At 38.8% G+C, this 12,426-nt stretch carries 15 protein-coding genes; 5 read left to right on the forward strand and 10 right to left on the reverse strand.

Annotation, left to right across the window (positions count from 1 at the left end):
* Positions 1-19 precede the first annotated feature (19 nt).
* Positions 20-841 carry a MerR family transcriptional regulator gene (locus IGI52_RS05535; RefSeq protein ID WP_438780685.1) on the reverse strand — a complete coding sequence of 274 codons (822 nt, stop codon included), beginning with the start codon at positions 839-841 and terminating at the stop codon, positions 20-22.
* A gap of 163 nt (positions 842-1,004) precedes the next feature.
* On the opposite strand from IGI52_RS05535, the gene IGI52_RS05540 reads away from it, so the two are divergent.
* Both IGI52_RS05540 and IGI52_RS05545 read left to right on the forward strand, forming a co-directional pair.
* Positions 1,005-1,376, forward strand: a complete 372-nt coding sequence (locus IGI52_RS05540) for a hypothetical protein (RefSeq protein ID WP_438782227.1) — start codon at positions 1,005-1,007, stop codon at positions 1,374-1,376.
* A gap of 25 nt (positions 1,377-1,401) precedes the next feature.
* Positions 1,402-2,004, forward strand: a complete 603-nt coding sequence (locus IGI52_RS05545; protein ID WP_102871068.1) for a PadR family transcriptional regulator — start codon at positions 1,402-1,404, stop codon at positions 2,002-2,004.
* Between the two features lie 86 nt (positions 2,005-2,090).
* On the opposite strand, the gene IGI52_RS05550 is transcribed toward IGI52_RS05545, so the two are convergent.
* Positions 2,091-2,780, reverse strand: coding sequence for a GntR family transcriptional regulator (locus IGI52_RS05550; RefSeq protein WP_102871067.1), 690 nt, complete (start codon positions 2,778-2,780; stop codon positions 2,091-2,093).
* 222 nt (positions 2,781-3,002) lie between these two features.
* Between IGI52_RS05550 and IGI52_RS05555 the strand changes: the two genes are divergently transcribed.
* Together IGI52_RS05555 and IGI52_RS05560 are read left to right on the forward strand one after the other, a co-directional pair.
* On the forward strand, positions 3,003-4,226 hold the full coding sequence (locus IGI52_RS05555) for a cysteine desulfurase-like protein (RefSeq protein WP_438780686.1): 1,224 nt from the start codon (positions 3,003-3,005) through the stop codon (positions 4,224-4,226).
* A gap of 15 nt (positions 4,227-4,241) precedes the next feature.
* Positions 4,242-4,982: a cyclase family protein gene (locus IGI52_RS05560; protein WP_438780687.1), complete on the forward strand. Its 741-nt coding sequence runs from the start codon at positions 4,242-4,244 to the stop codon at positions 4,980-4,982.
* A 38-nt stretch (positions 4,983-5,020) separates the two neighbouring features.
* Here IGI52_RS05560 and IGI52_RS05565 read toward each other — a convergent pair whose 3' ends face one another.
* Both IGI52_RS05565 and IGI52_RS05570 read right to left on the reverse strand, forming a co-directional pair.
* Positions 5,021-5,485 carry a VOC family protein gene (locus IGI52_RS05565; protein WP_016182080.1) on the reverse strand — a complete coding sequence of 155 codons (465 nt, stop codon included), beginning with the start codon at positions 5,483-5,485 and terminating at the stop codon, positions 5,021-5,023.
* A 102-nt stretch (positions 5,486-5,587) separates the two neighbouring features.
* Entirely contained in the window at positions 5,588-6,175 is a 588-nt protein-coding gene (locus tag IGI52_RS05570) for a DJ-1/PfpI family protein (protein ID WP_016182079.1), read from the reverse strand.
* Positions 6,176-6,319: 144 nt separating this feature from the next.
* Between IGI52_RS05570 and IGI52_RS05575 the strand changes: the two genes are divergently transcribed.
* A complete protein-coding gene (locus tag IGI52_RS05575) occupies positions 6,320-6,736 on the forward strand; it encodes an Lrp/AsnC family transcriptional regulator (RefSeq protein WP_438780688.1) in 417 nt (138 codons plus the stop codon).
* Between the two features lie 45 nt (positions 6,737-6,781).
* Here the strand turns inward: IGI52_RS05575 and rsgA are convergent, their stop codons facing one another.
* The 6 genes from rsgA to IGI52_RS05605 all read right to left on the reverse strand — a co-directional run bounded on the left by rsgA (position 6,782) and on the right by IGI52_RS05605 (position 12,410).
* On the reverse strand, positions 6,782-8,122 hold the full coding sequence (gene rsgA / locus IGI52_RS05580) for a ribosome small subunit-dependent GTPase A (protein ID WP_438780689.1): 1,341 nt from the start codon (positions 8,120-8,122) through the stop codon (positions 6,782-6,784).
* Between the two features lie 407 nt (positions 8,123-8,529).
* Positions 8,530-8,856 carry a carboxymuconolactone decarboxylase family protein gene (locus IGI52_RS05585; protein WP_016182076.1) on the reverse strand — a complete coding sequence of 109 codons (327 nt, stop codon included), beginning with the start codon at positions 8,854-8,856 and terminating at the stop codon, positions 8,530-8,532.
* 111 nt (positions 8,857-8,967) lie between these two features.
* Positions 8,968-9,348, reverse strand: coding sequence for a VOC family protein (locus tag IGI52_RS05590; protein ID WP_216410810.1), 381 nt, complete (start codon positions 9,346-9,348; stop codon positions 8,968-8,970).
* 16 nt (positions 9,349-9,364) lie between these two features.
* Positions 9,365-10,318: a LacI family DNA-binding transcriptional regulator gene (locus IGI52_RS05595; RefSeq protein ID WP_438782228.1), complete on the reverse strand. Its 954-nt coding sequence runs from the start codon at positions 10,316-10,318 to the stop codon at positions 9,365-9,367.
* A 119-nt stretch (positions 10,319-10,437) separates the two neighbouring features.
* Entirely contained in the window at positions 10,438-11,106 is a 669-nt protein-coding gene (locus IGI52_RS05600; protein WP_438780690.1) for an MmcQ/YjbR family DNA-binding protein, read from the reverse strand.
* A 218-nt stretch (positions 11,107-11,324) separates the two neighbouring features.
* Entirely contained in the window at positions 11,325-12,410 is a 1,086-nt protein-coding gene (locus IGI52_RS05605; protein ID WP_438780691.1) for a hypothetical protein, read from the reverse strand.
* Between the last annotated feature and the right edge of the window lie 16 nt (positions 12,411-12,426).

Genomic DNA, 12,426 nt, shown 5'->3' on the forward strand with positions numbered 1-12,426 from the left:
TAAATGACTGCTCGCCAACTTAATTTGTTCTTTTTGCTACAACAAACCCAGATTCGGTGACCCAATTCTCTGGGTTTGGATCTTCTCCTGGTGAAACATGACCGATGTTAATCATTGGTCCGACGATCTGGTACTCGTTGGCTTCTAACCATTCAGCGATTGTTTGGGTTACCTTTGGCATTTGATCAAAGCTGCCGCTAAAAGTCACTGACGCCATGATAAAAGCAGGTGCTGTTTTAAATTCGGCAATTTTTGCCTCTGGGTATTCACCAATGACAGTTGTTTGTACCTCTACATCTGCATCCTTTTCAACATACTCTACATCATGGAAAAGCGTTATATTCACTGGTGGTTGAGCCATTTTTGCCTGGACCTCTGTGACACCTTGCTGCAATTTTTGCCATAGCTCTCCTTCAAGTGTATAGTCTGCTAGGACTCCACGAACACTGAGGACGTTTCGTTCAGGGATTTCTTTTACTACTACATTATATTGTGCCATGTTTTTTCCTTCTTTCACATTTTGTTTGAGGAGTGAAATCATCCGTTGCTTCTTCAACAGCTCATCTAGATCCTCCTCCAATTTCTTTTCTTGAAGATTGTAATGCTGTTCTAAAAAATCCAAATCGTCTGTAGTGATGATTTCTTTAATCGTTTTTAATGGCAAGCCTGTTTGCTGCAACAGTTTGATTTGATTCAGCCTAGATAATTGACTGGCTGAGTAATAACGATAGTTTGTTTTACTATCGATTGTTTCAGGCTCTAATAAGCCTAAAGCGGCATAATGATCCAACGTGCGGACAGTGGTATTTGATAGTTTTGAGAATTCTCCAATTTTAAACATCGATGTATGCTCCTTTTATTTTGCTAGCTTACTTATAGTATAGAGTCACACGTAACGTGGGAGTCAATAAAAAATACAAAAGATGTTAATATAAACTTGTACATTACTTTTAGTAATGTTACTATTAGCAATACAAATATGGCTAGGAGGAACGAAAATGGAAATTTTTTCGATTGTTGGTGCGATGATTTTTGGACTGATTGCACTCTTAACATTATCAGTGACATTAGGGCTGCCTTTAGGGGAATTTACAATGGGCGGCAAACATAAAGTTCTTCCTATTGAGATGCGTTTTGCTAGTGGAAGTGCATTTATTTTTCAATTAATCGCTATCGTTAGTATCTTATATGTGGGTGAAATTATTTCGTTAGCTGTTCCCTTTTCAATTGCTCGGGGTATTTGTATTTTCTTTGGATTTTATTTATTGTTAAATACAGGGATGAATCTGATGTCCTTTAGTAAAAAGGAAAAATACGTTATGACACCATTAGCCCTGATTGGGTCTATCTGTTTTTTTGTTACAGCATTTTTATAGTAGAAGCTTTTTTAGGAGTGAGAAATTGGATATCATCATTTTAGGTTTTCTAATGATTCAAGGATCAACAATTTACGAGCTGCGTCAATCAATTAAGAATTCTCTTTCAACGGTCAGCAGTGATAGTACCGGCAGCATTCAAGCTGCTTTAAAGAAGCTGCTGAATAAACAGATGATCACCTTTAAGGAACAGGTTGAAGGCGGCTTAAATAAAAAGGTGTATTTTATTACAGATTTGGGTAAGGAACATTTTCAACAATCAATCACTCAGCCGATGCTTTACAAAGAAAAAAATATGGAATTAAGCAAATTTTTCTTTATGGGTTTTACTGACAAAGATAAAAGATCTGAAATGCTAGCAGATTATATTCAAGTATTAGAAGATGAATTAGCATCGCTAGAACAAATCAATGCAGCAAGCAGTCCTCGCTATTCTTTTGACGAACCCTTTCTACAAAGCTTAAAAGAGCGTGGCGGTGCCGTTGAATACATGGATTTAGAAAACGTGAAAGACATTGCTCAGTTCCAATATGCGACGTTGGATCTTGGAATTGAGAAGGCAAAATTTGAGATCGAATGGTTTAAGAAGTTTAGAGAACGACTATCTTCTGAAGAATGTGAAGGTTAACCAAAAAAAAGACAGCAAGCTGCTGCCTCTGAAATGTTACGAATAGAAAGTACTCAGTGAGGTCTCTTTCTATTTGTTTTTTTTTGTTAGCGCCATTCGAAAAAGACTTCATACATTCCCTTTATGTCTTTTTCGATCAATGCTTTCGCTTGATCCGCAAACCCCAGCTTAATCGCATTCAAGATTGCTCGATGATTTCTAGCTGACTTATCGAGAATCGGGCGTAATTGTTCTTTGCCGATTTCACTGATTAGGCAATGGCGATAATGACGCAAGCGTAATTCCATCGTTTCATACATCTGAGAAATATGCAGATTCTCAGCGGCTTCAATTAGGAGATTATGAAAATCATGATCACACTCCGCATATTCCCAACTACCATCCTCAAGATTTACTTGTTCGTAAGTAACCGTCAATTCTTCTAATCTTTTTAATTGAGACGGATTAATATTACTCGTGGCTAAAAATACTGCGTGTCCTTCAATTGCAATCCGGGCCTCACACAACATAAGGCTTTCCGATTTGCTCATGCTGGAAACGGTATAAAGCTTGCCGTTTTTTTCTACTAAAAATTCCTCTAGTAATTGATCTAACGCTTTTCGAACAGGTGTCCTACTAATCGCTAGGCTACTGGCAATTCGGCTTTCGTTTAATTTTTGTTTTGGTGGCAAGTGTAAATGAATAATTTCCTCTCGAAGAAATAAATAGATTAGTTCAGTGATTGAGAAAAACGGATGTTCTTTTTTTATTTTCTCAAATTTTTCAGCATCAATCATACACGTCTCTCCAATCCCTTCATTTAAATTATAAGTATAGATCAATCCAACAAACTATGCAATCGCTTTCAAAAGCAAACAGATTTACTCCTTTAATTGAGCGACTGTTTTATTTTAAAACCTAAAATTGCTTGACGCTCGCTGAAAGAACTTATTTAGACACCGCCCCATCTATTGTTTAAAATTAAGATGAACCAAAATTCTTTTTGGAGGATGATAGTAATGGAAAAAAAGTTCCCAATTGAAGAAGTTCGCAAGATGTTCCCTGCTTTAAAACGAGTGCACAATGGCCAACAAGTTGTTTATTTTGACGGACCCGGAGGATCTCAATTTTTAGAAAGCTCAATTACAGCGATCAGTCAGTATATGCGAAATGGTGTTGCCAACCTCCATGGAAATTTTCCTACGAGCCAAGAAACTGAAGCACTTATCCAAAAAGCGAAAGAAGACATTGCTGTATTATTTAATGCACAAGCAAACGAAATTGCCTTTGGACCCAATGCCACTACTATGATGTTTCACACTAGTCGAGCTCTGGCAAACCAGTGGGAAGCTGGTGATGAGATTATCTTAACGGAGCTTGAACATCACTCAAACATTGACTCTTGGCGCAGAGCAGCCGAGGACCGCGGTGTAATCGTCAAGTACATTCCGTTAAATACAGAATCATTGGAACTTGAATTAGATAAATTAGATGACTTGATTAGTCCAAAAACCAAGCTGATTGCGGTAGGTCACGCATCAAACTGTGTCGGCACAATTACTGATATCAAGGCCGTTTCAGCAAAAGCTAGAGAGGTTGGAGCTTTAGTTGCGGTCGATTCTGTTCACAGCATTCCTCATATGTACGTTGATATGCAGGAGCTAGGGATTGATATGCTGTTCTCCTCTGCTTACAAATTCTTCGCTTCTCATGTTGGGATGGCGGTGATTCGCAAAGAGCTATTTGAAAGCCTCGATATCTATAAAGTAGTACCAGCGCCTGGAGGTGTTCCTGATCGATTGGAGATCGGCACGCAAAACCATGAAGGAATTCCAGCTGTTTCTGAGGCCATTCATTTTATTGCCCGCTTGGGTGAAGGTGAAACACTCAAGGAACAGTTAATCAGCGGTTATCACGCAATTGAAGTATATGAGAATATGCTTGCAGAAAAAATTCGTGATGGATTAGCAGAGATACCGGGAATCAAACTTTACCAAAGTGACAAAAAGAAAACTCCAACCATCGCCTTTCGTGCGGAAGGAATCTCACCGATCAATTTTTGTACCCGAATGTGTGAAGAACACAGCGTTTTTATTGCGGAAGGGCATTTTTACGCGTTAACCTTGGTCGAACGTTTAGGTATTGATCAGACAGGCGGATTTATTCGAGCTGGTATCGCTCCTTACAACACGATTGAAGAAGTCGAGCGTTTCTTAAATGGCGTCAAACAAATCATGGCTTAGAAAGGTGGAAAAAACATGAGCAGCAAATTATGGGAATTGTTAGACGAATTGAAGTCACCGGCATACGAATGGATCGATTTGAGTCATCCAGTCAATGAGGAAACACCACATTATGCTGGATACAATAAACTTGAAATGACAGAAGTCTTTACCTACGATGAACACACTGTTTGCGCCAGCGAGTACAAAATGGTCAGCCAATATGGCACCCATATTGATCCACCCTCACATTTTGTTGAAGGCGGAAGAACCCTAGATCAAATCACAGTGAAAGAAACAGTCTTGCCTCTTTGTGTCATCGACCTGACAGAAAAAGTCGCTGAGGATGTCGACTATGCTATTACGGTTGAAGACTTAACCGCTTGGGAAGAAAATTATGGGAGATTTCCTGATGATTGTTTCGCTGCCGTTCGGACAGATTGGTCCAAACGAAAAGGCGAAGATTTCTTTGCTCCTGATGAAGCGGGCCAGCCCCATTATCCCGGCTGGTCGTTAGAAGCACTCAAGTTTTTGAGCGAAGAACGAACGATCACCGCAGTGGGTCACGAAACCCCTGATACTGATCCTGCAATTGCCAACTTAATCGTTCCTTGGCAGGGAGAACGCTATCTCTTGGAGCAAGACAAGTATCAAATTGAGATGCTGTGCAATTTGGATCAGCTACCAGCAACTGGAGCGATCATCGCCTGCAGCTTCCCAAACGTACTAGATGCTCCCGGTTATACAGCTAGATGTATCGCAGTGTATCAAAAATAAAAGATAAAACAGCGGTTGTGTAACCGCTGTTTTACCTTTTATTTCAACATTCGCTCAACCATTTTTGTCGACATATAAGTTTTTTCGGAAAGTTGTTCAACTGTCAAACCAATGGCATGGAGGCGTTTCATCATGACCTTCATATCTTCGCCGATTTCAACAACGTGCTTATCTGGATCATATAATCGTACAACTCTTTGTCCCCAAGGCATTTCCAGGTCTTCACCGACACGTTCTACTTCTAATGCCGCGATTTTTTCTAGAAAGCCGTCGAAATCTTCTTCTTCGAAATACATCTCGGCATCATTTCCATGGTAACGGAAAAAATCTGTTTCACAATTCGTAAACGTCGCCCATGAGTTTTCCGTTTGCAGGGCTAATCCACCTGTCAAGGTGATATTCTCTCCTAAATCAGCAATTACGCGGATGCCGATTACTTCAGTGTAAAATTTTTTTGCTTTTTCCATATCCTTTACCACTAACATTGGTCCTTTAAATTTCATTCTCGTTCCTCCTATCAACTTCCTTTCATCATAATTTTATCATGAGAGTTTTTTTCGATGCTCGCTAAATGTGCCCAATTATGCGAGGTTTTATTGATCCGTTTATGCAAAGCCCATTCTTCTTTTGACCTCTGCTGTATTCTCTTCATTCGTCAAAAGCTCCAGTAAACGAAAAGCAACATCTAAGGCAGTTTCCGGAGACGAAGAAGTAATAATATTACGATCTTCTACGATCCGTTCGTTTGACTGAACAAGTACACCATATTCTTTCATTTGATCCTGTCTGGGATTATTTTTGAAGCGATAGGTGGTTCCAAAGCGATCAGTCAAAACGCCGCTTTTAGCAACTGCCAACCCGGCAACACAAATAGCCGCAATTGGTTTATTTGCTTTATCAAAATGCTGAATGATTGATAAGAAATCCTCACTGAAAGCATCTTCATAAAAGTTGGCCTGCTCAAAACCGCCCGGAATCGCCAACGCATCAAAGTCATTCAAATCGACTTCCTCAATTTGCCTCATCGGAATGCAAGAATACCCCCAAGTACAAGACAAAACAGGATGCAATCCCACCGAGACAAGCTCGGTATTCTGATCACCTTCATAAAGATTCCAGCCAAACACATCAGTAAAAACACTCGCTTCATAGGATTCAAAACCATTGGCTAATAATAAAAGAACTTTTTTCATTTGTTTTCCCCCTTATTCGTTTCATTTTATGATAAAGTATAACCACTTCAAGTGACAGTCAGTTTGTAAAGTCTTTCCGCTCATTTACCTTACTAAGCAAAAGATTTTTCTGATTTAGCTTAATATTTGAAAGGTTGGTTCAAAATGGATGAGACAGATAAAAAAATACTAAATCTTTTGAAGGAAAACGCTCGGGCACCATATAGTGAAATCGCTCAGCAGGTAGCACTTAGTTCCCCAGCCGTAAAGGAACGAATCACAAAAATGGAAGATCTAGGTATTATTGAAAAATACACCATCAATATCAATTATCAGAAGATGGGAAAAAGTATTACAGCCTTCATTCTATTTGAAACAGTAAATTGTCAAGCCTTCCGCGAATTTTGTGCGCAGCAGAAAATGGTACTAAAATACTACCGCATTGCTGGGCATTACAGCTATCTCGTAAAAGTGGTTGCTGAGAACATGGAACATTTGGAAGAATTCATCGATGAGACTATGCGTTTTGGGGTTCCTTCCACCCATATTGTTTTTTCTTCCGCAGCCAATGATTTCATTTAAATCACAGAAAAATTCGCTCAGAAATTATTCTCTGAGCGAATTTTTTTATCCTAATCTAAATGGCGGGTGCTTCATTGCTTTTTCTGCTAACTCAATCAACCGTTGCTGATTATCATCTGCGGCAACGCGATTCGTTTTTAAAGTTCCGCAGGCTTGACAGCGATGAACAAGTGCCCATTCACCATCTTCTTTTGACCAGATACTAATCGGCTCCATTTGACCATGGCACATAGAAGAACGATCCCCCGGGCGATTATCAACATGAAGACTCACCAAACAATGTGGACAATGATTCCGGTGTTTACTCCCAGCACTTTCAGGATTTGCTGGCATCCCACATCTCTGACAAACAAAGCTTTCTTTACAAGCGGTATGTTGATAATCTTTTTTGATTTGTCGGGCAAACTTGCTGATACTCTTTTGCCAAATTTCCTTTTCCCGTAAATAAGCTGTTTTATCACTGGTGTATTTCGCCTCTGCATGAAGCTTGAGATAACTTTCCCAACGTTCTAATGAAAGCTCATGATTCTGTAAGGCTTCTTTAACAGCACAGCCTGGTTCACTTTGATGTCGGCAATCCTTGAATCGACAACTTTCAAAATAAAACTCAATATCTGCAAAGCTTTCCTCTAGTCCGCGAGTAACACTCCACATACCAACTTCTCGCATACCGGGAGTATCAATTATCTTCGCGCCGTTGACTAATTCAAATAATTGACGATGACTCGTAGTATGTCGGCCGCGTCCGTCCCTTTTGCGAATCTCTTGAGTTTCCATAATTTCTTTTCCCAACAAATAATTAATTAAAGTGGATTTCCCAACACCTGATGAACCCACTAATACAATTGTTTTATTCGGTGAAAGATAATGATTTAGCGCTGAGACTCCTTCGCCAGTTTTCACACTGACTGCATGAACTTCGGTTCCTAATGCAACCTCTCTGGCGGCTCTTATTTGCTCCAAGTAGTTGTCCATTTGATCAGCCTTTGTCAACAGAACAATCGGCATTCCGCCAGACTGCCAAGCAAGTGTCAGATAGCGTTCCAAACGTCGAATATTAAAATCGCCACTCAACGATTGTAAAATAAAAACATAATCAAAATTCGCCGCTATCATTTGTTCTTTTCCTTTAGCGGAATCTAAGCGAGATAATGCCGAAGTTCTCGGCAATGTTCTTAAGATGAGGCTATGATCTTTTCCTTGCCAATCAATGACAACACGATCTCCTGTCGTTGGGTATTTCTCTTGTCTATTGTCATAGCAGCCGCGCTTTACTCTGGCTAGCCCCTGTCCTTTTTCACAAGTAAATTCAAATAAATCTTTATAAACAGCTGTAATTTGAGCAATTGTTTCAGCTGGGTGGTTTCCAATAATTGTCGTCTTCATCGTTTTGTTTTTCTCCTATTGTTAGTCTCTCTCCTTTTCAATGAAACGTTTATTTCCGATAGCATACACCATTCTCCTTCTTATCAATCTTTTATTCAGAGATATCTGCCTCGAAAATAAATGTCTCACCTATAAAAATTCTGTAAAATACACTTACAGATTTTTTCAGAAAAACAAAAAAAGACGATAGTCATACTATCGTCAGAGAATACAAACATACGATTCATTCGACAGATATCACTTCTACAAGCACGCCAAATAAACCTGAGTTTATTTGACTATTCAGCTTATTGATTAGATACCTGTGACACTCACAAAACATACTCCATTCATCTATAGGTGCGTAATTTATTTTCATCACCAGTATAGCAAACCACGTAAAGACAAATCAATAAAATACTTATTGATTATTCATACTTTAATTCATCTAGCAGCTTCAAAACTTTCCGAGCAAAAGGATACAGCACGGAGCCGCCTCCGATTACAGTCATTTTAACAACCTCCATCACTTCATCCCGTGTCACATCTGCTTTTTGACATTCCTCCAGATGATAGAGAATACATTCTTCACATCTCGACATGATTGAAATCGTTAATCCGATTAACTCTTTTTGACGCTTATCCAATACATTTGCTTGATAGGTTTCATTATCCAATGCTGAGAATTTCTTAAAAAAATCATCCTCTTCACCCAATCGTTTATTATAGACTTTTCGATCCTTGCTTTGCTCCATCCAAACACTCCTTGTCAGTCATTATATATTCAATCATACAGAAATAAAAAATTTTTTCAAAAAAAGCAGCAATCGTTTTGATTGCTGCATACAAACAATACTACTTCTTAATTAATCCGTCGTCAGTTCAATCAGATTTCCCTCTGGGTCCTGGATCACTGCTTCATAGTATCCGTCCCCAGTTGTTCTTGGTCCATTTAATAACGGAAAGCCATCAGCTAAAAATCTTTCAACATAGCTATCGACATCTTCTTTTGATCCCACGGAAATCGCCAAATGAGTATAGCCTAGACTGTCAGCCACTCGATTCGACAAATGCTGTTTTGAAGTGAGCTCTAACCGACTGCCTGAATCAAAACTGAGAAAGTAAGAGCGAAAGCCTGTCTTTTTATTGTGGTAAAGCTCTGTACTGCTGGTATTGAAATAATTTTCGTAAAATTCCTTCATCTTCTCTAAATCTTTTGTCCAAATTGCTACGTGTTCAATATGCATGTCCATTTTTCCTTTCTTAACTCAATCTTTCAATAAAACGCGGCTCCTTCGCCACATTTACCATTCCCTGATCCGATAAAATATAATTGATAACTTCTGCTCCGATTTCTTGCGGCAGAAAGTCGATCGTTGAAAAATTTAAAAGCTGACTATATGGTTGATTCCCTTCGCCAATCATTTGGAAATCTTTTTTATGGATAATACCGAGTTCCTGCAGGCCGTTAATAATTCCGGCAGCAGTATCATCGGCATTTGCATAAATCACCTCTGGAATCGCTAATTCTTTAAAGGTTTCCTTCGCCCAATAATACCCACTGTCATAATCCTCAATGCCAGTAAAGAAATTTTGCCCTTCAATCACTTCACCAAAATAGTTTTGGTAGCAGGCGGCTTTATCTTGAGCACTGGTACTTTCAGAAAGACTGCGTTTATTTGTAAAAATAACCTTAGAGAAGCCCTGTTTTTTTAGCATGCTGAACAATTTTTCGTAAGCTTTCTTTCGATCTGGAAAGATCATCGGAATTTTAGGATTGGTGACCTTTTCGGTTGAAACGATCCGCCCTTTTGACTTAAGCTTCGTCCAATTATCCAAATTACTCGCTCTAGATGTTAAAATAAGCCCATCAATCATCCGTTTTTCTATCAATGAATAGTACTCACTCTCGGTTTTCTCATCATAATAGGTAGGTAAGAGCAGGACCTGATAGCCCTTTTCTCGCGCGTGAAACAGCAGACTATTAACCAAACGATCGTAGCAGGAGTTATTGTAAGGCAGGGTAACACCTAACGTATAGTTTTTCCCCATACTCAATTTTACCGCATTGCCATTAACCACATAACCAGTTTCCTCAATCACCGCCTGAACCTTTTTTCGGATATCTTCAGAAACATATTGCTGATTATTGATGACTCTTGAAACTGTTGTTTTAGAGACTCCCGTCATCTCAGCAATATCACGAATATTTACCAAAACTACCACCTCATTCCGTCCTAATACTACTATAGGTTATGGGACGCGTCCCATGTCAATAGGTAAATTTATTGATAGAAAAACAGTAGCTGTTTCCCAACTACTGTCTTCTTTCATTTTTATTTCAACGCAAGCTGATAGCTTTCATCAATCAGTAGTTTAATCTCTTTAAAAGGGATCGTTCCATCAAGACAGATCGTTAGCCAGTATTTTTTATTCATATGATAGCCAGGATAATAGTTTTGTTTCTCGATAAGTGCTGCGACCTTTTCTGGTTGATTTCTTAAATCTAGAATTTCGATCTGCTCATCTGATGGCAAACCAAGTTTATTTCTCTGAACCGTTAATAATACTGCATACCATTTTTTTGTCTCTTTTCTTCTGAAAATGGCATTGCCCGGAGTTTTAGGCCAGAGAAATTCCAATTCATCTTGATACGTATCGCGGATATAATTGATGACTTCTTTTGCTGACTCATTTTTGAAAGAATCTGATTCAAAGCATTTATCGGCAATATCTTGCAGGATTGACTGATACTCCGACCTGACTGCACCCACAAAGGAACCAGCTGCTGAGGTTCGGTGCAGGATGTACTCTTCCTCACTGGCAAGTTCCAGCAGGTTTGTCTCTACTTGTCCTTTTTTTGAAATGGTCACAGTCAATTGAAAATCCCCTTGCATGATTTTCGTATCATAAGAATAAACTCCCCCATTTTCTTTAAAACCGTAAGCCTGTAATTTCCTGCTATTCACTTTTTTTCCTTGAAAAAATCCATCTTCCTGAGTCATGATACGTCTTCTCCCGTCGCTGTTTTTTCTATTATATAGGATTTCTTTCAGCTTAGGCAAAAATGAGCGCATTACTCCATTGCTTAAAAAACAATTCTTTATATCTATGGGCTAAAAAAAAAAGATACTCTTCATCCTGAAATCTGATTCATGATCACAGACTTACTGATAGAAAAACAGTTTCCATGCCAAATAAACTCCTTAACAATAGTTCTAAATTATTTTCCTTTACTAAACCTTTTCAGCATATTTAGCAAGTTTTTACTAACCTTCTTCTTTGTTGGAGTCACTTGGTCGAGTTTTGAAGGGCTTTCTGTATCTTCAGCGGATGCTTCGATCGCCGCTAAAGCTGGTTCTAGCTCTTTTTCCGATAGGTTCTGTGAACTTTGATCCAAGTAATGCTCTGGTACTTCCTGTGTTGCTATCGGAATCGTGGTGATTTTATCAGTCTGCGAGTCAGCGTTTTCAATGTGAAACGCTGTCAAATCTGTTTCTAACGGTATCGTTGTTTTGGCTGATTGCCTCAAAGCTTTAGAGTCCATTTTTCTTGGATCAATATTAGTAGGCATACTTGTCCGAACCGTTTGCTGATCTTTTAGTTGCTTCGTTTCAGTAGTTGAATGCTGTGCAGACTCCTGCTGTTCTTTTTTCGCAGCAGTTTTTTTACCCTTTACTTTCTTCGGTGCCGCTTTTTGCTTAACTAATTCTTCCTCTTCACTAACAATCCGCTTAGATTTAACTAGCTGTGCAAAGCGACGCACGCCATTTACTTCAAAAATGGACAGCAGTGTTAAGACCTCAAGAATATGTTCAATTTCTTCCTTCTTTTTTGAAGGATCTGCATCCCGCAGAATCCATTTATGCTTCTTCCCGCTCTTATCTTCAAAAATGGATTCAATAGAAACTTTCTGGTTATCTGGAAGAACTATTTGAGAGGTTGATTTATTTAGATATTTGCTATATTCACGAGCGGTTTTAGTATGTTGATAATATGATGTTTTATTCTTAAACAGACGTAGAATAATTTGATTGTATTCCTTGTCTGAAAAGTACGAAATGAAAAAAGGCAAAAACTTTCGCATCGCTTCATTGGGTTTAGCAGTAAGGAATACTTCACAGATCTGTTCTTTTAAGAAAAATGAATAGTCGCCAAGCACAAGTGCATTCCTCACGAGAACCGCAACAGCATATTCTAACAACGTTGCTTCATCATGAAACTCATCAAATTGCTTAAGTGCTTTGGCTTCTAGGTTCTTTTTCATTACTCCAAAGATTTGGCGTTGGCTCAGTCCGTGTTCAGTCATTTGATTTCCTACTTTC

Origin of the sequence: Enterococcus sp. DIV0187 (assembly GCF_051713785.1) — a bacterium.
In the GTDB taxonomy this organism is placed as follows: domain Bacteria; phylum Bacillota; class Bacilli; order Lactobacillales; family Enterococcaceae; genus Enterococcus_A; species Enterococcus_A avium.

Bases quoted from the DNA above. Each gene is read 5' to 3' on its own strand.
- IGI52_RS05550 (WP_102871067.1), bottom strand. From the start codon at position 2,780: ATGATTGATGCTGAAAAATTTGAGAAAATAAAAAAAGAACATCCGTTT.
- IGI52_RS05565 (WP_016182080.1), bottom strand. From the start codon at position 5,485: ATGAAATTTAAAGGACCAATGTTAGTGGTAAAGGATATGGAAAAAGCA.
- IGI52_RS05535 (WP_438780685.1), bottom strand. From the start codon at position 841: ATGTTTAAAATTGGAGAATTCTCAAAACTATCAAATACCACTGTCCGC.
- rsgA (WP_438780689.1), bottom strand. From the start codon at position 8,122: ATGAAGACGACAATTATTGGAAACCACCCAGCTGAAACAATTGCTCAA.
- IGI52_RS05600 (WP_438780690.1), bottom strand. From the start codon at position 11,106: ATGACTCAGGAAGATGGATTTTTTCAAGGAAAAAAAGTGAATAGCAGG.
- IGI52_RS05575 (WP_438780688.1), top strand. From the start codon at position 6,320: ATGGATGAGACAGATAAAAAAATACTAAATCTTTTGAAGGAAAACGCT.
- IGI52_RS05605 (WP_438780691.1), bottom strand. From the start codon at position 12,410: ATGACTGAACACGGACTGAGCCAACGCCAAATCTTTGGAGTAATGAAA.
- IGI52_RS05590 (WP_216410810.1), bottom strand. From the start codon at position 9,348: ATGCATATTGAACACGTAGCAATTTGGACAAAAGATTTAGAGAAGATG.
- IGI52_RS05560 (WP_438780687.1), top strand. From the start codon at position 4,242: ATGAGCAGCAAATTATGGGAATTGTTAGACGAATTGAAGTCACCGGCA.
- IGI52_RS05570 (WP_016182079.1), bottom strand. From the start codon at position 6,175: ATGAAAAAAGTTCTTTTATTATTAGCCAATGGTTTTGAATCCTATGAA.
- IGI52_RS05555 (WP_438780686.1), top strand. From the start codon at position 3,003: ATGGAAAAAAAGTTCCCAATTGAAGAAGTTCGCAAGATGTTCCCTGCT.
- IGI52_RS05585 (WP_016182076.1), bottom strand. From the start codon at position 8,856: ATGGAGCAAAGCAAGGATCGAAAAGTCTATAATAAACGATTGGGTGAA.